Genomic DNA, 18230 nt, shown 5'->3' with positions numbered 1-18230 from the left:
AGATTTTTGACAGTCGGCTCGGTGGTTCGCGTTATGCCAGACTTTGCTTCGCTCGAATCTCAAGAGGTACGCGAGTATTGGGAACACGAGGCCCAAGAGTTCACACCGTGGATAGCGAGTGAGATACGCGCCGAAGACGTTTCCGAGTTGGAAGATTCGTTAGGATTGGACCTTGAGATAATCGAGGAAGAGAAGAGCGTCGGACGCTATAACGTCGATATTCTCGCGGAAGTCGTAGACGACAACCGAAACGTCGTGATTGAAAATCAACTGAATCCTTCGGACCACGACCACTTGGGGAAATCTATTGCCTATGCCTCGGGCGTTGACGCTGACATCATCGTGTGGATTTCGCCACGGTTCCACGACGAACACCGGGACGCGATACAGTGGCTCAATGAGAACAGCCGCGAGGGTGTGGACCTATTCGCTATCCGTCTCGAAGTGTGGAAAATCGGAGACTCTGACCCTGCTGTTCGATTGAATCCTGTCGCAGAACCGAGCGAGTGGAAGGAGAAGGCAAAGCGGTCAGAGGGCGAACTAACGGACACGGAGAAGTTACAGGAAGAGTTTTGGACCGAGTTTCGGGACCTGATTGAGGACCGCGATACTCCCTTGAGCGCTCGAAAACCGTATCCCGAATACTACTACAACAACCCAATTGGGAAGGCAGGGTTTGAACTTCAGTTTACTATCAACTCGCGGGACAACGAACTCGGGACCGGGCTTGTGATTCGAGACGACGCCGAGGCGTACAGGCAATTGGTCGAAGAAGCCCAAGAAATCGAGGCGGAGATTGACCGTGAATTAACGTGGCACGAACCAGAAGAGACGCGTTCCGGAAAAGAACGGAGTCGAATCGCCGTCGAGAAGCCTGCTGACGTGACCGACCAAGACAGATGGGACGAGTACCTCGAATGGATGATTGAACACGGCGAACAGTTCCATGACGTGTTCTACGACCGGATACAGCGGCTATAATCGTCTATTCCAGAAGGATACCGACGGGAGCGAGAACGTTCTATAAGTAGGAGTAGTGGCCGGTCCGGTGAACTTTTTCCCCATTTCGGAGTGAAAGGTTTCCTTCATCATCGAATGATGGTTGTTTATGTGACAGAATGGTCCTGTTTTCTGAATCCTCAAACAGTTGTTCCACACCGGCACCATCTCGAATATCTATCCAGCCGGTAGCCAGTATCCTATCCGCCACTTTATTGTCGAATATATCACAATATGAAATACTGATACCAAATCCAAGCGTACTGACGCCCTCTTCTATGAGTTCTGCTACACCATCACTGAATGAGAACCTGCTTGGTTGTTCTCCGCCGGGGTCTACATATCGCTCGAAATAGAGTGAGAAGTTCAAGTCTTGTTCATCGTCTTCACGAAGAATCTCTTCTGTACGGGTTTGCGGTAGGTCTTCATCAGCACCAACCCTCTTCGGTGTAGTTGCACCGCCTGCGTAGGTGGCACGAAATGTAACCTCTCCCCGTGGTGTGTCCTGTTCAGTACTGGTGAAAACCTTGTCAGAGAGCGGTTCCACCTCTACACCCATATCATAATCAGCAGGTCCGTCTATCGCTTCTTCACCAACGTAGAACTCAACATCAATTTTGAATTGCTTGGCAAGGCCAGTTCCTTGATTGGAACAGTGAATAGTGATAGAATCATCCGAGGCTTCAGTTACCGAGATATCGACAGCAGGAATGTACTCGGCCTCCATTATCTCCTGCTGTCGTTCTTGTATTGAAGTCTGTTCTTCACTGATTGACGTTTGCTCTTCTGCGATAGACGCTTGTTCTTCGCTAATGTCTCTCTGGTCTTCCAGAACCCTCGTCTGACGAAGGTATATCCATATCAGACCACCTGTAAGGAGAGTATTCACGAGAATAGAGATAACTGACAACGAGATATTCCCTGCTTCACTCGGAGTTGCGTTCGGAAAAATAGAATCGATTGCTGTTGTAAGGAGGCCCATTGAAAACAGGGTTAGCCCGACAACCAGAAGTGCGACGTGAGAGAAGACAACGGCTATTCCGACTCCTTTTTCGACGGATAGTTTCTCACTACGGAGTCTTTGCCAGTTCATAAATCCGATTTCGTGAAAATCAGGTTCGTGCTATTTTGTTCCAGCCACTTGGCCTTCTCCTTGTACTCCGGAATGTGTTCCCCGACTAACTCCCAAAACTCCCTACCGTGGTGCTGTTCAGTCAGGTGGGCGAGTTCGTGGACGACGAGGTAGTCCACAACGTCGGGTGGGGCCATGATAAGCCGCCAGTTCAGGCTAATCGTCCCTCCAGTCGAACAACTACCCCACCGCGTTCGCTGGTTTCGGAGTTCGAGTTTCTCATACTCATCACCCATCTGCTCGGCGTAGTGGTCGGTGCGGTCGGTAAGGTAGTCCCGCGCCCGGCTCCGGTAGAAGTTTTCCAGAACTCGTTTGACCGACGACTGTTCAACGGCACTCTTTCGGAGACGAATCGAATCCTCGTCCACTTCGTGCTTCTGACGGGACTCTATGACGAGTTCTCGGTCTTGGCCGAGCAAGGGGAAGCACTCGCCAGCCTCGAAGGTCCGGTCGGGAACTTGCTCACGGTAGCTGTCGTACTTCCGTTGCTGGTCCACGACCCACGCCGCGTTCTCCTTCAGTAATCTCGATGGACGAGCGTTCTCGGACTCCGGAAGGACGACCGTCACGCCGTGTATGTCCACGTCGATACGCGGCTCGTTGGCGTCGGCACTGCGGCGTACCTCGTACTCGATGGGGTTCCCCAATAGGTCGATTTGACGAGGTTGTGCTTTAGCCATTGTTCGCAATGAGGTAGTTCCGAATCGCGTCTACGAAATCGTCGTCGTCCTGAATCAAGTGTCCAAGGTCGTACTGTTTGACCAGCACGTCCAGCAGGATTCGCTCGATTTCCGCGATGGTCTGTTGGTTAGTCTTCCAGCCGTGGTAGCCACGGTCCACACGGTCGCGGAACTGCGAGACGATTTCCTCGGCCACTTCCTCGGCTTGTTCCTCGGAGTCGATAGCCTCGGTCGTCTCTTCGGTCAGATGGGTGTAGATAGCGAACTCGGCGGCTTCCATCCCCTTCTCGTCGGCCTCGGCTTCCACGTCCAGAATCTCTTCCTCGACCGCTTTCAGGGCTTCAACCGCCTCGGGGTCGCCTATCTCGTCTCCCTGCCACCGTTCCACTATGTCCGTGACGCGCTCGCTCAAGCGCTTGTAGCGGGGGTTTTGATTCTCCCGAGGGTGCAAGTGTTCGCGGGTCGCGTGGGCAATCTGTGACGCCTTCACGCCGGGGTTGTCCAACCCTTCCACGTCTTCGAGGTATTCCTCACCGAGTTTGTACGTAGGAAAGTCTCGCTTGATTTCCCCGATTTCGACGTTCTCGCTGATTATCTCACGGGTCTTCTCCTGCATGTCCTCTTCGGGGTCGTCGTCGCCGGACGTGGTTCGCTTGAACGCGACGTGAACCCGACTCAACCACTTGTAATCGTCTTCGATACCATCCTGAATGAGCCGTTTGTCGGGCGCGACAGCCTCGTAGAGCGATTGGAGCCGCCGGAAGCCCTGTTTGAACTGGCGACGTTCAGGATGGGTGCTGACGCGCTCGACGGCCTCGTAAGCGGCCTCTTGGGTGTCGTTCTTCGGAATCCCGTCGAAGATTCCCATGACTGTTTCCAACTGGTCTTTGAGGTCGTCGTAGAGTTCGCTCTTGTCGCGGGCCGCGTAGGCTTTCGTCTCGTCGTCGTAGTCCAGTGCCTCGTCGATGTTCTCGAAGACGCCTTGGAAGTCCACTATCTCGCCGTTCCCTTTGCCCTCGGCAGGCCGATTTGTCCGGGCGATAGCCTGCATGAGCGTGTGGTTCTTGAGGTTCCGGTCGAGGTAGATGGTCTTCAGTATCGGAGCGTCGAAGCCCGTCAGTAGCATGTTGTGGACGACCAGTAGTTTCGGGTCTTCGTCTTCCTTGAACGACTTGATGATACTGTCGCGCTCGTCGGGGTCAGTGTGGAACTGCTGAATCAAGTCCGGGTCGTCGTTGGTGGTCGTGTAGAGAACTTCCACCTCGTCCTCGCCGCGACGGTCGATTAGTCGCTCACCGTACATGGCGGCTGACCGACGGCTTGGTGTGACGACCATCCCTTTCCAGCCGTTCGGGGAAACGTGGTCGGTATAGTGCTGGTCGATTTCCTCGACGGCCTTGTCTACACGGGGTTCGATTTCTGCGAGCGTGGTCGTGTTGACCGCCTCGCGGATGAACTCGCGCTTCTCGTCTTTGGTGAGGCCCCGAAACTCTTGGTCGAACTCTTCGTCAAGCCCGGCCTCGTCAATCTTCCACTCCATCTCGTGCCGGAGCGTGAAGTAGACGGGCAGAATCAGCCCGTCCTCGATACCTTCTTTGACCGTGTACTGGTGTAGGTATCGTTCGCCTGTTCGGTAGTCTTCGTCGTCGGGTGAGAACTCACGGAAGGTGTTTCGGGCCTTCTGTGTCTCACCTTCCCTGACGGGGGTACCGGTGAATCCGAAGTGATAGCAGTCCGGAAGCGCGTTGTCGAGACGACTCCCGAGGTCGGCTTCCATGAACCGGTGGGCCTCGTCGCTCATGACGATTACCTCGTCGTTGCCCTGCGCGTCTGGCTCTACGTCCTGAAACTTCTGAATGGTCGTCAGGACGAGTTCGCTCTGACCCTCTTCGATGAGTTCTTCGAGGTGGTCGATACCCTTGGCTTCGGTCCACCGTTCGAGGGAGAGGTTCGCCAGTTGGTCCCGCATTTGAGAGTTCAGTTTGTCCGTGTCCACGATGATGAAGACCTGCGGGTTGTCGGCCATATTGCGGACCAGCAGGTTCTCGGCGGCGTAGAGCATGGTGAAGGACTTGCCCGACCCCTGCGTGTGCCAGATAAGGCCGGTCTTGTCCTCACCCTTGGCCACACGGTCGAGAATCGCGTTCACGGCGTAGTACTGCATGTACCGAGGGACGATTTTCGCGTCCCCTCCGGCCCGGCGCTCGTAGAAGACGAAGTTCTTCAACAGGTCGAGAAGGGTGCCGGGGTTACACAGCGCCTTGACGGCCTGTCGCATTTCGTTGTCGTCCTTGAACTTCTCCGGGGCGTCGTTCCACGGCTCGTAGAACTCCTTGGGCGCACCGACTGCGCCGTAGCGCAGTTCCATCGTGTCGGCGGCGACGTTGAACAGACCGGGTGTGAACAGCCGGGGAACGTCCTCTTGGTAGGCCAGCAGGTCGCTTACGGCGTCGTGCCAGTCGTTGTCCTGTGCCCGACTCTTGAGTTCCATCGTCACGAGCGGAATCCCGTTGACGAAGAGATTCACGTCCGGGCGGATGGTCGTCTCCCGCGACACCGAGAATTGATTCACGGCGTGGAAGGTGTTGTTCTCGGGATTCTCGTAGTCTATCAGGTCTACGTAGACGGTCTTCGTCACCCCATCAGGGCGGCGGACGGAGAAGGTCTTGCCCTTCGTCAGCAGTTGGTAGAACGCCCGATTGCCGTCTATCAGATTCTCGCTGTCGAGGTCGCGCTTCAGGGACGAAATGAATTTCTCGACGTTTTCCTCGGTCACGTCCTTGTTTAGCGCTATGACCTGCTCGGCAAGTAAATCCCAATAGACGACTTCGTGGCTCTGTCGGTCGTATGCGGCGTCGAGGGCGCTGGCACCACGGTCGCCGTCCTCTCCATAGGTGTCCCACCCGACGGTATTGAGCCACGACAGTAGCGAGTGTTCAACGCCCTCTTCGGATGGTGCTGTAGTCATTAGAAGCCCCCCGTGGCCGCTTCATACTTTACAGTCCACACGGACAGCCCCACAAATATGTACACAATCACCGTCAGTACGGCCTTAATCGGCCTGTCCATCGCCCACGCGACTATCGGCAACATCGCATTAACCAGTTCCAGTATGAATACCCCGAGCGTGTCGGCTATTTCAGAACTTGAGCCGGAGTAGAGTGGTGGGAGAATATTCAGATACGCAAGTGAGACATTGACGATGAAAGCGACGGACGCGCCAGTAGAATACATGTTTCGCCACTGGCTTGGCCCGGCGAGAAGATTCCCAAGAGCGTAGTTCAGTCCCCTATCACTAACCATGCTGTTCGATTTCTTCTGGCACCTCTATGTTAGTGTTGGTTGTTCGGACTGTTCCTGACAACAGGTCTTGCAAGAGGGCCTTTTTGAAGCGGATGAACTGGTCTGCTTCGTTTTGGAGGGCCGTCACATACTCATCGAAACCCCATAGAATCGAAGCAATCTCATTCTGTTCTTCAAGACTTGGAAGCGCGACTTTCAAATCAAGCAAGTCGCTTGTCGCAATCCCCGATATACTGGTTTCCGTTACAATCCGCTCAATAGAGCGAGAACCAACCGGCCCCTCGAAATATTGAACATAGAACCTTGGATTCACGTCTTCAGTGAGCCTCACGCGAATCAATGAAGACTCAAACACTGTGAGTTCGTCAAGTTCAGGGACATAACAGCAATCCCCTGCCGCAGACACCTCCTGCGCTCGGCGGGCGAAAATCAAGTCCTCTTCCCGCAATCCATACTTTTCCTTCTCTTCCTCTGTCAGTTCAAGCCTATCAGCAGACGACATGTCCAAGACACGATTTTCGAGAGCGTTCCCCATTTTGGCTATCGGATACCCCTCTCCGTAGGCGTCTCCAGACTTGTACAGCCCGTTCCGATTAGAACCCACAATTTCGGAGAACTGAACCACATCCCACGATTCTGGTATCTCACCGGGCCAAGTTTGCTTCGTGTCTTCCCTATCAATACCGTAATGGAATAGGTTTTGAGCGACACCCCTCTTAACCCGTTTCGTTTGTTCGATAATTTCTCTTGTTTTCCGAACTGCTCGGTCTGCATTTTGAAGAATGGTGGCGATTCGACGTTGTTCCTCAAGAGGGGGAAGAGAAACGTCTAATTCCCGACGGAAGACACTGAATGGGACACGCTGGCGACCCGTAGAACCACGCATTCGAGAAACTGCGTAATCATGAATCGAATGAGATTTTCCGACGTAGTACAGGTACCACGGATTGATTCGTTCGGTCTTGGGCGATAGGACTGCGTACTCGGTCGAACCGATACCGACCTTTGTATCCATCTCGGGGACGAGCGCGGCCTTCCCATTCTCGGTACACGGTGTGATTCGGGCGAAGAGCGTGTCTCCGGCAGTGAACGTCTTCCCGCTGTACTCCGAGGCGTTCCGTTCCCCGAAGTAGCGAGGCCACGGAAGTTCCGTATCGAGTGCGTCCATCTCGATGTAGGTGTTTGGTTCCTCGTCGGGCTTCGGGTTGGGATTCACGTCATAAACGTCGGTTCCGTCCACGAGTTCCCAACCATCTGGTATCGTTCCCCAAAACCGGCTTTCGGGTTGCTCGGAGTCCTCTTCGGAAGCCGAATCAGCATAATCGTCCAGCGTAACTTCCTCACTCATAATTCAAGGCCTCCATATGGCTGTCCATCCGGGCTTCTATCTCATTGCGCTCGTTCTGCAACTCGCGTAGTTTGCCGAGTTCTTCCTGAACGTCAATCTCTTCCTCCGGCTCGGCGGTATCGACATACAGCGCGATATTCAGGTTGTAATCGTTCTCCCGAATCTCGTTTAGTTTGACCGTTCGACTAACGCGTTCCTCCGTCGTCCAGTTACGGAAGTTCTCTACGATGTGGTCAAGACCCTCTTCCGTGAGTTCGTTCTGATTCGAGAGTTCGCGGTAGAAGTCTTCGTCAGCGGCATGAACGAACTGTACCTCGTTCGCCCGTTCCTCGGGCTTGTCGGTGTTCAGCACGAGGATTGCCGAGGGGATACTGTTGTTCTGAAAGAGATTACCCGGAAGACCGACGATGGCTTCCACGAGGTCGTCTTCGAGCATTGGCTCGCGGAACTTGCTCTCGTGCTTGCGGAACAGAACGCCGTGGGGAATGACGATAGCCGCCTTCCCACCCGAATCGTCACCTCGGTCGGGGTCTTTCAGTTGCTCGGCCATGTGCATGATGAAAGCATAGTCGCCCCGGTCGGCGCGAGGGAGTTTGTCGTCCCAATCGAAGCGACCATACGGGTCGTCCTGAAGGTCGCTCTTGGCCCAATCCGCCGAGAAGGGGAAGTTCGCCAGCACCCGGTCGAAGCGCGTGAGTTCGTTGTCGTCCTCGTTGGTGAACGCCGGACTCGACAGCGAGTCTTCGCGCTCGATGGTGCCATTCAGGCCGTGAATCGAGAGATTCATCTTCGCAATCGCCGCAATGTCGGGATTGATTTCCTGCCCGGTGAAGGTCATCTTCGAGGGGTCGCCACCCTGTTCCTCGCGGTAGTAGCGAGCGGCCTCAATGAGCATACCACCCGAGCCGACGGTCGGGTCGTGGAAGGTGTGGCCGTCCTCGAACTCGTCCACGAGACGAACGCAGAGATTGACGATGTGGGGTGGGGTGAAGAACTGGCCGCCAGACTTCCCTTCCTCTTCTGCGAAGTGGCGAACCAAATCCATGTACGCCTCTCCGAGCATGTCCGGCGGGATACTGTCCCGGTCGAGGTCGTGCTTCGAGAGGTGTTCAACGAGTTTCCCGAGACGGTCGTCGTCCAGCGCGTCGGCGTCGATATAGTCAGCCCGGAAGAGGCCCTGAAGTTCCGGGTTCTCGTCGGTGAGTGCGTCGAACGCTTCGTTCAGTTCCTTGTCCACGTTGTCCGAGACGGAACGAAGGTCGTCCCACAGGTACCCCTCGGGAACGACCGGAATGTCGTACAGGTTCTCCCGGCGGGCGAAGTCCTCGCCGTACTCTTCGAGGTTCTGCTGATACTGCTTCTCGAACTCGTCAGAGATGGATTTGTAGTAGACGAGCGGCAGAATGTACTCCTTGTAGTCGGTCGGGTCTACGGCGTCACGAATTATGTCGGCGCATTTGAAAAGATGTGAGTCCAGTTCTTCCAGCGAGAGGGTCATATGCCTCTCATTTCATGCGAGCGTGTTATTTGCTCCGGTGAAGTTCGGGGACGACGAGCGCGTAGTTGCCAGAATATGCCTGCCCACGTCCTTCCCGACTGGTAGGGGGCTTTGTTTATTCGGCGGGGCTGTTGGGGGTATGCACTCCTTCTCCGATTTCTGGCCGCCCTTCCTGAACCTGTGCGCGAATCTCTTCGAGTGCGGCGTTCTTGTTGTGGTCGAAGTCGGGGTTGTCGGTCGAGTTGAACGGAACACCGTCGTTCCGGTAGGCGTCGGACGGAGGTTCTTCGAGAGCGAAGTCCCCGGATTCGACCGCTTTCACGAAGTCCCACGGGAAGTAGTGGGTCCAAGGCCCCTCTTCAGACAGGTCGCTCACGTCCGCGTCGTCAACGACGACAAACTGAAAGTCTTGGTCGGGGAACGCGGCTTCATACACATCCCGAATGAGCCGAAGACCGTCACGGCGACGAGGCTTGATGAAATCCTCGAATTGGCTGTTCTCGTACTCGTATGGCTCGCCCGTGACGTACTCTTCCCATGCATTTTCGGCTTCACGGATACCCGGAATCTTCGCCTCGGCTCGTAAGTGCTGGTTGCCGGTTGCGAAAACCGGAATTTCGAGTTCGTGAGCGAAAAATTGCACCCACCCTATCGGAACAGCCCGGTGGTCGGGGTGCGGGTTGACCGAAAGGGTGTCGTCACGGTCGAAGCACAACACGACCCGAGTCGTCGTATCTACCGCGTTGCTCACTGGCGGGCCACCTCTATGTCATATTATCGTCAAGAAATATCAAAAGGATTCCGGCGGCCCCACTTAACACCGACGAGCGGGAGGGTATCGAAGCATATTCACATGGGTTCGGTTGGGACTGGTAGGTCGCTCTTGATAGCCCTATCAGGAAACATCCCGAAATAGGGAAAGAGGGCCTGCAAAAGCCATATACAGGCAAATGCCGTAATCCCTGTAACGACAAAACGGTCTACGGAAGCAATCCCAAGGGACGGAATTGGAAGGGTGAATTGAGTATTGGATTGCCCTTCCTGTGGACGCCAGTTGTCGTCTGGTGAACGACATGAGTAATTCACACGCTACGAACATAACCCTGACGCATAGGGAGAACGACCAGTCTCGAACCGCGCTCCGGATTTCGGACGGACTTACCCTATTCGTACGATACGCTGAAACAGGCGACAACGGAAACCCCGACCAGTTCCATCGGCTTCACTCCCTGCGTGAGCCAGTCCCAGCTGTCGCTGATTTCGTTTCGCCGGTCTACCTGCTCACCGACGAGCAAGTAGCAAAGCACGACGAATTAGTGTCCAAGGACGACCGATTCAACGTTCGAGACTACAAGAGCATAGCCACGAAGATACAGTCCGAGTGCGAAGGCGACGGTCGCGTCCGGTATCCGGTCTTCGTAGAATCGGACGCTGACGTGCCATACTACGAAATGCGAGCGGGGCTGAAACGGTTCATCCGTGAAGTCCTTGAGGTAGACCCGGACGACGCGAAGTGGCTCTTCTCTGGTGGGAGTTCGCTTCACGTCCATCTCCCGTACTACATGGCAAGCGAAGACGCCCTTCGACGGTTGCGACGGGGAACAAAGGAGTACAATGAGAACGCCACGGTAACGGTTGACGCCTCGAACTTCACGAAGAAGAGCCTCGTCCGGCTACCCGGTGCCGAACATCATGATACGGGTATCAGGAAGGCACCTATCTCACCCACCTCGTCGGACGAGAAGTTACAGGCACGAATCGGGAAACTGGTTGGTGGTGGTGTCGCCCCCAAAGGGGAAGGGAAAATCAGTTATTATGCGGGAACGCCCGAAATCGTCCGATACAGCCTCTCTGACGAATCGGGGGTCATAAAAGACGTTCCGACGCCGATTATCGAACAGCGGGACAAGCCGGTCGATACAGGGAACGTCGAGCTGTGGAAGCGATACAACCGTCACCCGTTCTGTCCCTACGCGAACGCGGGGAACCAGCGACGAAGCGTGGTAGTCGCACAGGTGAAGGGGATGCCGTTCTGCCGGAAGACGACTGTCAACGGTAGAGAAGAGTGGCGTACCTATATCCCGACGTACATCCACGGAGCCGTTGGTTGTGACGGTGAGTACACCGTGTGGCAAGAGAACGCGCCGGTACAACTGTCGAAGCAGGACTACAAGAAGTGGGAGTACGAGCCGGGAGACACCATCGTTCTCCTTGGCGGGAATAGCACCAGTTCACGGATTCTCGAACTTGAAGATTCGTTTGAGCGAGAGGTTGTCGTCGGCGCTCTGCTGAACGATTCCAAGTGGTTCAACGAAGGGAAAGACGGACGGCAAGAAGCACTAAACCAATTGCGCTCATTCGGCTACGAAGTTGGTTCAGCGGGGAAGAACGGCCCGAGACGAGAAGCCAGTACGAACGACCAAGGCTTCCAACCGACCGACGCGTATCGGCTACAGCAACGGGCTGAAGAAGACGACGTGGAATCGTTGGGCCACTACGAACGGTTGGACGTTGCGAACCGACTACTCCGCGTCCGTGGTTGGGACGGAGCGGACGAATGGTTCCGGGAACAGTACGGGGAACGGTACAGCCAAGAGATTACCCACAAGTTCCTTCGGAGTGTCGCGGAACAGTACGACGACCTTCCTTCGCCCCGGTAAGGGAGAGTGAAAATCAGTTATTATGCGGGAACGGCCATAGAGCGCCTGAAGCGATGGAATCCGATTCAGAGGTATTTAAAGAAATCTCACCACTTGATATGGGTATCAGTCCGGTTCGCTGATAGGGATAATAGCAGAGCGACGAAGGCGAATCGCTCAAAATCAGGTTGGGATGTGGGACTCCTACCGGGTCGTATTGAAATCGACACCGGGGGTGTTTTTAGACAACCCACCGGGGCGTCTCCTTGTTCATTCCCTATGTTGGAATGAGGGGGGTGAACAGGTCAAATCGAATCGACCGGCTATTCCGATACCTTTCATTTTCAGCAAGGGGTCGAAACGGGAGAAACCGGTTTTAGACGCTCTACTGGTTGTTTAGGGGTTGGTAGAGAACGCTGTAGCGGCCCTCTACGAGCTTGTGGGACTGTCTCTGGTAGAGCCAGCCGACCCGTAGCCCACCCGGTTTACACACTCGCAACACAGGCACAGGTACCAGCAGAGCGCAGAGAGGCAGGGGTCGGGTGGGTACCCCGTAGGGCGGGGTAGGCTGTTAGGGGTGAGAAAGCGGGTGGCCCCCGTGGGGACGGGGGGTCGCCGGGTCGGGACAGCCGGGGTTGGGGTGGGGGACTGTAAGAGCGGTAGCGAAATGTGTGACCGGTCTCGCTCTCTCCTTGAGAGTCCGTTTCAGCGGTGGTCGAACCCACAGATTTTCATAGCGGCATGAAGCGATACAACGTCTCTGTGCCGGTCGTGAGCGTTGTCATCATCGACGTGGGGCATGGCGCTGGCGTCAAGCTTCAGAGGCGAGGGCGATGGACTGCGGGCCGAGAATGGGGTGGTGGCGGTAGTCGGAGAGGGTCAGGTTTGGTGGCCGAATCCGCTGTTTTCCTGACACCGATGTTTGCCACGCCTTTATACGTTTTATACGTGCGGCGCATATCTCCAACTCTCAAAGAACATCGCCATGTATCAACGACCAGAACCGGTGAGTAATGACTAACAGCGTCAAGAAGTAGTGCGCCATCAGGCTGTAGACGATTCCACTCACGACAAATGCGAGTCCCGAACCAGCGGTGCCGTCTATACGAGATACCACAATTCCGAAGACCAGACAGATTATGAGAACAACACCTGCCAGAATCGCATAGAGCGTGAACTCCTTCGTCTTTCTTACTGTCCGTTCCTCGTAGGGATGGCTACCATCCTTGTCGTACCTCATAAGCAGGATGATAGTATTTATCGAAAAGCCTGTCAGGACGCTCAAGACCGAAGCAGAAGCAGTGATGAATCCCGACCAAAGCACGACGTAGTTAGCGAGAACGAATCCTACGATGGCAGGGAACACGGCGAAGATACCAGCCAATACGATGTAATCAAGAGGATTCTTTAGACCAGTCTCTTGGCCGAGAGATGAATAGTGGTCGCTGATGATACTCCCGATATTGCCGAATATCATTTTTCGATGTTGGCTGTCCCGGTAACTGGTTCTACAATCTGCTGGTCCAAAATGTCGTTGGCCAAGTCGTTTGCTTCACTTCGGAGAGAACGTGCGGTTATGAGGCCAGCGTCAGTTCGGAGTTCATCACTATCGAGGTCTTTCCGCATAGCCACTTCCTCGTTCAATAGCGAGAACGTTTCGCTCCTACCACCGTCTTTCTGAATGGTCACGGTGAAGTCTTCTACATCATCGCTGACAATTGTTCCAAAGTGCGTATCGCGGTCTTTGAGGCTCGCCGCCTTGTTCTTCACCCACTGAAAATTCCCGCCATGTTCCGGACGGAGGACCAGAGAGCGTGTCCCGACTTCCTCGGTGCTTAATCCCTTTACCAATTCCATCCGACTTTCGTCGTCGCCCGGAATTTTCCGGACGTTGATGTCCAACTTCGCCACCCGGTCTGCCTCAATGACCTTCTCAAGGACCTCTTCTGTAGAGACAGGTTCCATCTTCATTGTGTAGTCGGTCACTCCCGAGAGACACGTTTGTTCGATATGCTTCTTCAATTTCCCCTTCACGCCAATCCGGTTCACTTGGTGAAGGATGATTAGGGCGGTCTGGCCATTATCGTATGGCTTGCCTTCGCGTGTGTGGGGAAGATAGATAAGGAAGTACAGCGGCATTTGCTCGGCTTCGTCTTCGCCTTTCAGGTGAGTCATGTCGCCTGATTCCACATCACGGATTTCGGCCTCGTATCCGTGGTATCCCGTAGACACGATTCCCTCGATTATATTCCCGTCTCGATGGTATTCTTCGATAACGAAGGTCTTGTCGTTAGTCGAAGGTTCGAGATTAGTGTCCTGATTCGAGAACAGAGTTTCCATCAAGTCGAGAATGTGGTTTTCATCGAACGCTGTATCGTGGGCGTGTAGTTGGGTGAGATTATAGCCGTTGTCAGGATTGCCGTGTTCGTATATCTCGAAAGAGTATGGGACGAGTTTCTCCGAAGGCATTGGCTGGCACCTCGGAGCGAATTGATATAAAAGTGGATACTATGCGCTATCTACAGGTCGCCAATGAGACGGGCCTGCGCGACCGCAAGCGCCTTCTCTTCGTCCGTTTCCGCACCAACGATTTCGGCAACTTCCTCTTCGTCGGCTGGTATGCGAATTTCATTCTGGTTCTGTTCGTCGCTCATACCCGTACTATCAGCCGCAAAGGGTGAATCCCTTTGGGTGGCTTACACCCCTTCGAGGTAGCCACGACGCTGTTCTACCTTCTGTTCCTCACTTCGCTTGTCGTAGTGTTTGTCCAATACGTCCGGGCCGACGTTCATACGGTCGCTCACGACCTTTTCCGGCACATCTTTCGAGAGATGTTCGGTGATACTGCCACGTCGAATGTCGTGTGGTGAGACGTTGACCGGACACTTGCTGTAGCCATTGTAGTGCGTCCCCTCACAGGATTCCGGGTCGCGGTTCCGGGGACAGTCCGCACCATAGTAGCAGGGCCGAGTGACCTTGTAGACCGTTTCTCGGACGTTGCCCCGCGAGAGGCGACCGTACCGGCTCGTGACGAGCGGCTTCCGACCGTAGTCGTCTCGCGTGTCTGGTCGGTTGTGTTCGATGTAGCCGTCGATAACGCTACACACCGTGCCGCTCAATGCGACGATTCGCTCGCCTTCTTTGCCGTTCTTGAGCGCGGTGCCGGTTTCGGGCCGGTGACGGATTTCGAGGGTTTCGCGCTCCGAGTCGTAGTCTCCGAGGTCAAGGGAGTGGAATGCCCCGAGACGAATCCCCGTATGCCATAGGATTTCGAGGACAACGTGGCCTCGGGTGGCGTACTCGTACTGTCGGAGGTATTCTAACACAGCCTCGGCTTGTTCGGCTGGCAGAATGCTCTCGCTCTGTTCGTCCTCCTTCGAGAGCGTGGGCATGATGATTTTCTCGTGAAGGCCCTGCGGTACTGCGTCGATGGACTCACACCACCGTATGAAGACGCGAAGTGCGTCGAGGTTCCCTTCCAAGGTGACAGGCTTCAGGTCGCCGTCGTCACGCCGCCACGTACGGAACTCTTGGAGTTTCCGTCCGGTGAGGTCGTTCATGTTGTCTATGTCGGCTACCTCGTTGCACCACCGGATGAAGTGCTTCAGCCGGTAGTGGTAGCCGTCGAGGGTCGATTGCGATACCTCGCGCTTGCGAGCGTCGAGATACATTTTCTTTGCGCGTTCCGGTGAGATGGGTTGGAGTTCCTGACTCATTTCGACCACCGAAACGCCCCACCTGCGAGGGTGTGAGCCGACCCCGCTCAAGGCGGTGAAACCGCCGGACGGGAGGGCTGTCCCCGGTTCAAATCCGGGAGGCGGCATTTCTGCTGCGAGCAACACCGCGAGTAGCAGAAATCACCCGTTTGGATGCGAAGTAGACCGAGGTTCTGCGCGAAGTGCGGGTTCTCGGGCATAGCTCACAACCTCAGAGGTGGAGCTGTACCCCCGTTTGAACAATGACTAAAAGTGCCGACGCTGTCCCGTAGTTGGGATGTCTCCCACGCAGAGACGGCCAATTAATACAGCCTATCCCACTGGAGGGGTTGATTTCGCTATAAGAACACGTGATAATGTCACAAGTGCTCCACTGTCCGACTTCCCGGGCCCTCTACTACCAGTCTTGAGCGTTCACTGGCCACGGATTCTTGACGAGTGTCACCCCTTGTAACCGAGAGCTTCCAATTTATCCTCCAAGCTAATGTCGCCATCGGTTGTTGCTGTTGGTTCATACTCTGGGGTATAATTCCCAGAATCAGTCGCTGACGTGAGACACCACGGAACCTGAGTCAGAGGGTCGATATATTCAAAGCAGGGGTGTGACCAAACGTTCCCCTCCCCGAACGCTTGTCCGTGATCCGCTGAAATGATGGCCCGCTCTGCGTCCACATTTGAGAGGAGAACTTCGACGCTATCTAAGACATATCTTAGATTTTCGAGCGATGCTTCCCACAGTTCTTCTTTACTGTATCCCGCTTTATGCAGGTCGGCGAGATTCTTGCCTTGGGCTTGCACCCCGGCTGTGGTGACAACCCTGCTATCAATGTCAGGACGAGTGACGAATGGAAGGTGAGGCTGCATGTAGTGGACTATGTATCTCTCAGCATCGGTTTTTCTCATGAAGTGTATCGTTCTGTCCGTCACCTCTTCGGCAGGAATTGTTCTGAGTTCTTCGTCCCAACCATCGCGCCAGACTTCTTCTAAATGCTGAAATTGCTTTTTTGATAGAGCAGCATCTGACGCAGTGTTTGCCGTTACATGAACAGTTCGTCCCATTTGTTCCATATATTCTGTGACGAACGTATTTTCCATCCACTGCCTCGAACAGGTAGCAACGCTTGTGATTTCCCCAATCTCATCGAGAAATCGATAGTCATTCTGTACCTCTCGCATCATATCAGGTCTCGCACAGTCGAGCAATAGCAGCAAATCCCAGTTTTTTTCATAAATATTTGTGGCTGTCTGGACGTGCTTATACTGGTTTATTTTACGTCTGAAATAAGGCGGAACTTTATTCGGGTTCATGAGCCCCTGTTTAAGAAGGTCAACGAAGGAAAGAGCTCCCATACCGCTCTTAGAGCATCCAATATATGAAACACTTGTGCTTGGGTAGAATATTACTGACAGGGAGTCCTATACGGGGAATTCCAGAAGGAATATCTGTCCCAGTTCAACCGATGAATAGCGTGGGTACAGTGATGCTGCAAGTAAAGGCGATACAAGCCGGGAGGGGAGTCCGTATCGGAGGGTCCGAGAGCACAAATATAGTCTACTGATGCTTGGCCGCACCTGCTTGTTATCGGCTTGCGAGCGAGGCCGTCTCGGAGGGCGTCGAAGAGGTGGCCGAGGAGGCGACCGGGAAGGAACTGTAGCGGCCGTCGACCGTCACAGAGCGACAGCCCCTGTTATTCGATATCGAGGTCGGCGAGCGTCAGCCGCCAGTTCTCGCGGTCGACGAGCGAGCGGCCGTCGACGTGCCACGCGTCGGCGTCGAGGTCGCCGGTGGCGAGCGGTCGGACGGCGACTCTGGAGACGCTGGGGAGCCGGGACGCCGAGAGGGCGCTGTCGTGCCAGAAGCCGTAGCGGCGACGGAGCTGCGGGGCGTACCAGCCGGGAGCTTTGACCACGTCGGCGTCGCGGTGGTCACGGAGGAGTCGGACGAGGAGCCGCTCGATGGCCTCGCCGTCGACGACCTCGCACATCGGCTGGGCGTCCAGAATCATCGTGGTCGTACAGCCATCGAGGTCCTCGGTCGCGGCGACGAGACTCGCGACGGGAGTGCCGTCGGGCGCGGCGACGTAGGTCGTCGTCTCCCAGTTGGGGTTGTCGAAGCGCCAGTTCAGATAGGCGTCGTCACGCGGGACGTGGATGGCGCTCGGCGACGTCGCGTCGTACAGTCGCGCGAGCGTCTGGACGGGGACGCCGTCGTACACCTCGACGGTGCCGTCGGCCGACGGCGCGCCGATGCGGTCGAGAGCGGCGAGGCCCAGATTCATCGCCGCCGAGCCGACCCGAACGACGGGGTCGAGCGCGCGTTCGGCGGTCGGTCCCACGACGTCGGTAAGCAGCGGGCGTGGGTTCTGGACGCGGTAGCTCGTGGGGACGTCACCGACGACGCGCCAGTCGAACGACTGGAGCCCGGGCAGCAGGGCGTCGTTCGGGAAGTTAAAGAGGAGGGCCGCGTCGTCGGCGAAGCGCTGGAGGAGCCGCTCGGTCATCCGCGTGAACAGACCCTGTCGGCGGTGGTCGGGGTGGACGATCCAGTCGACCGGCTGGAAGGCGGCCAGCCGCTGGTCACCGACCCGAAGCCGGAACGGCAACAGCGGTTCCGCACCGACGATGCCGTCGTCGTGCTCGGCGACTATCATCTGGACGCCGTCCCGATACGGGTTCGCCTCGAATCGCCACTCGAACCAGTCGCTGTCCTTCCGGTGTCCCCAGACAGTCTCGTACAGCGAGAGAAAGCCCGCCCGGTCGCTCGGTCGGTACGGCCGAATTCGATACTCGTTCCCGGCCATGTGAGAACTGGCGGCCAAGACACGCCTTGTAATCCTCACGCTATCGTCGCGAACGCGGGGACGGGCGCCACCGGCCGTCGGTGGGCGACTCGGGCCGGCAGCGCGTACTCGGGC

Annotated in this window: 15 protein-coding genes; 2 read left to right on the top strand and 13 right to left on the bottom strand. The window is 55.6% G+C overall.

Annotation, left to right across the window (positions count from 1 at the left end; translation table 11 throughout):
• Positions 1 to 33 precede the first annotated feature (33 nt).
• On the top strand, positions 34 to 981 hold the full coding sequence (locus NDI86_RS00380) for a DUF4268 domain-containing protein (protein ID WP_310898407.1): 948 nt from the start codon (positions 34 to 36) through the stop codon (positions 979 to 981).
• 40 nt (positions 982 to 1021) lie between these two features.
• On the opposite strand, the gene NDI86_RS00375 is transcribed toward NDI86_RS00380, so the two are convergent.
• From NDI86_RS00375 to NDI86_RS00345, 7 genes are all read right to left on the bottom strand, one after another.
• Positions 1022 to 2092 carry a hypothetical protein gene (locus NDI86_RS00375; RefSeq protein ID WP_310898406.1) on the bottom strand — a complete coding sequence of 357 codons (1071 nt, stop codon included), beginning with the start codon at positions 2090 to 2092 and terminating at the stop codon, positions 1022 to 1024.
• Positions 2089 to 2811 carry a M48 family metallopeptidase gene (locus NDI86_RS00370; protein ID WP_417936232.1) on the bottom strand — a complete coding sequence of 241 codons (723 nt, stop codon included), beginning with the start codon at positions 2809 to 2811 and terminating at the stop codon, positions 2089 to 2091. Before NDI86_RS00370 ends, NDI86_RS00375 begins: the two co-directional genes overlap by 4 nt.
• Positions 2804 to 5779: a type I restriction endonuclease subunit R gene (locus tag NDI86_RS00365; protein WP_310898404.1), complete on the bottom strand. Its 2976-nt coding sequence runs from the start codon at positions 5777 to 5779 to the stop codon at positions 2804 to 2806. Before NDI86_RS00365 ends, NDI86_RS00370 begins: the two co-directional genes overlap by 8 nt.
• Positions 5779 to 6114, bottom strand: a complete 336-nt coding sequence (locus NDI86_RS00360) for a hypothetical protein (RefSeq protein WP_310898403.1) — start codon at positions 6112 to 6114, stop codon at positions 5779 to 5781. The genes NDI86_RS00365 and NDI86_RS00360 overlap by 1 nt, the downstream gene beginning before the upstream one ends.
• Positions 6107 to 7462, bottom strand: a complete 1356-nt coding sequence (locus NDI86_RS00355; RefSeq protein WP_310898402.1) for a restriction endonuclease subunit S — start codon at positions 7460 to 7462, stop codon at positions 6107 to 6109. Before NDI86_RS00355 ends, NDI86_RS00360 begins: the two co-directional genes overlap by 8 nt.
• On the bottom strand, positions 7455 to 8960 hold the full coding sequence (locus tag NDI86_RS00350; RefSeq protein WP_310898401.1) for a type I restriction-modification system subunit M: 1506 nt from the start codon (positions 8958 to 8960) through the stop codon (positions 7455 to 7457). The genes NDI86_RS00355 and NDI86_RS00350 overlap by 8 nt, the downstream gene beginning before the upstream one ends.
• A 115-nt stretch (positions 8961 to 9075) precedes the next feature.
• Positions 9076 to 9711, bottom strand: coding sequence for a hypothetical protein (locus NDI86_RS00345; RefSeq protein WP_310898400.1), 636 nt, complete (start codon positions 9709 to 9711; stop codon positions 9076 to 9078).
• A gap of 313 nt (positions 9712 to 10024) precedes the next feature.
• Between NDI86_RS00345 and NDI86_RS00340 the strand changes: the two genes are divergently transcribed.
• On the top strand, positions 10025 to 11620 hold the full coding sequence (locus NDI86_RS00340; protein ID WP_310898399.1) for a hypothetical protein: 1596 nt from the start codon (positions 10025 to 10027) through the stop codon (positions 11618 to 11620).
• A 949-nt stretch (positions 11621 to 12569) separates the two neighbouring features.
• Here the strand turns inward: NDI86_RS00340 and NDI86_RS00335 are convergent.
• The 6 genes from NDI86_RS00335 to NDI86_RS00310 all read right to left on the bottom strand — a co-directional run bounded on the left by NDI86_RS00335 (position 12570) and on the right by NDI86_RS00310 (position 18116).
• Positions 12570 to 13076 carry a hypothetical protein gene (locus NDI86_RS00335; RefSeq protein WP_310898398.1) on the bottom strand — a complete coding sequence of 169 codons (507 nt, stop codon included), beginning with the start codon at positions 13074 to 13076 and terminating at the stop codon, positions 12570 to 12572.
• Complete coding sequence (locus NDI86_RS00330) at positions 13073 to 14068, bottom strand: hypothetical protein (protein WP_310898397.1); 996 nt, start codon at positions 14066 to 14068, stop codon at positions 13073 to 13075. Before NDI86_RS00330 ends, NDI86_RS00335 begins: the two co-directional genes overlap by 4 nt.
• 50 nt (positions 14069 to 14118) lie before the next feature.
• The gene (locus NDI86_RS00325) at positions 14119 to 14253 is read right to left on the bottom strand and encodes a hypothetical protein (protein ID WP_310898396.1); all 135 of its coding nucleotides are present in this window, start codon (positions 14251 to 14253) and stop codon (positions 14119 to 14121) included.
• Between the two features lie 42 nt (positions 14254 to 14295).
• On the bottom strand, positions 14296 to 15315 hold the full coding sequence (locus tag NDI86_RS00320) for a tyrosine-type recombinase/integrase (RefSeq protein ID WP_310898395.1): 1020 nt from the start codon (positions 15313 to 15315) through the stop codon (positions 14296 to 14298).
• A gap of 441 nt (positions 15316 to 15756) precedes the next feature.
• Positions 15757 to 16665 (bottom strand): alkaline phosphatase family protein, encoded by a 909-nt coding sequence (locus NDI86_RS00315; RefSeq protein WP_310898394.1) that lies wholly within the window; start codon positions 16663 to 16665, stop codon positions 15757 to 15759.
• A 338-nt stretch (positions 16666 to 17003) separates the two neighbouring features.
• On the bottom strand, positions 17004 to 18116 hold the full coding sequence (locus NDI86_RS00310; protein ID WP_310898393.1) for a GNAT family N-acetyltransferase: 1113 nt from the start codon (positions 18114 to 18116) through the stop codon (positions 17004 to 17006).
• Between the last annotated feature and the right edge of the window lie 114 nt (positions 18117 to 18230).

The organism is Haloarcula onubensis (genome assembly GCF_031624605.1).
Classification (GTDB): domain Archaea; phylum Halobacteriota; class Halobacteria; order Halobacteriales; family Haloarculaceae; genus Haloarcula; species Haloarcula onubensis.
This window is presented reverse-complemented; position numbering and strand designations above follow the sequence as displayed.

What these genes read in the sequence shown, in the direction of transcription:
- NDI86_RS00380 (WP_310898407.1), top strand. Translation starts at nt 34, where the DNA reads ATGCCAGACTTTGCTTCGCTCGAATCTCAAGAGGTACGCGAGTATTGG.
- NDI86_RS00375 (WP_310898406.1), bottom strand. Translation starts at nt 2,092, where the DNA reads ATGAACTGGCAAAGACTCCGTAGTGAGAAACTATCCGTCGAAAAAGGA.
- NDI86_RS00370 (WP_417936232.1), bottom strand. Translation starts at nt 2,811, where the DNA reads ATGGCTAAAGCACAACCTCGTCAAATCGACCTATTGGGGAACCCCATC.
- NDI86_RS00365 (WP_310898404.1), bottom strand. Translation starts at nt 5,779, where the DNA reads ATGACTACAGCACCATCCGAAGAGGGCGTTGAACACTCGCTACTGTCG.
- NDI86_RS00360 (WP_310898403.1), bottom strand. Translation starts at nt 6,114, where the DNA reads ATGGTTAGTGATAGGGGACTGAACTACGCTCTTGGGAATCTTCTCGCC.
- NDI86_RS00355 (WP_310898402.1), bottom strand. Translation starts at nt 7,462, where the DNA reads ATGAGTGAGGAAGTTACGCTGGACGATTATGCTGATTCGGCTTCCGAA.
- NDI86_RS00350 (WP_310898401.1), bottom strand. Translation starts at nt 8,960, where the DNA reads ATGACCCTCTCGCTGGAAGAACTGGACTCACATCTTTTCAAATGCGCC.
- NDI86_RS00335 (WP_310898398.1), bottom strand. Translation starts at nt 13,076, where the DNA reads ATGATATTCGGCAATATCGGGAGTATCATCAGCGACCACTATTCATCT.
- NDI86_RS00330 (WP_310898397.1), bottom strand. Translation starts at nt 14,068, where the DNA reads ATGCCTTCGGAGAAACTCGTCCCATACTCTTTCGAGATATACGAACAC.
- NDI86_RS00325 (WP_310898396.1), bottom strand. Translation starts at nt 14,253, where the DNA reads ATGAGCGACGAACAGAACCAGAATGAAATTCGCATACCAGCCGACGAA.
- NDI86_RS00320 (WP_310898395.1), bottom strand. Translation starts at nt 15,315, where the DNA reads ATGAGTCAGGAACTCCAACCCATCTCACCGGAACGCGCAAAGAAAATG.
- NDI86_RS00315 (WP_310898394.1), bottom strand. Translation starts at nt 16,665, where the DNA reads ATGGGAGCTCTTTCCTTCGTTGACCTTCTTAAACAGGGGCTCATGAAC.
- NDI86_RS00310 (WP_310898393.1), bottom strand. Translation starts at nt 18,116, where the DNA reads ATGGCCGGGAACGAGTATCGAATTCGGCCGTACCGACCGAGCGACCGG.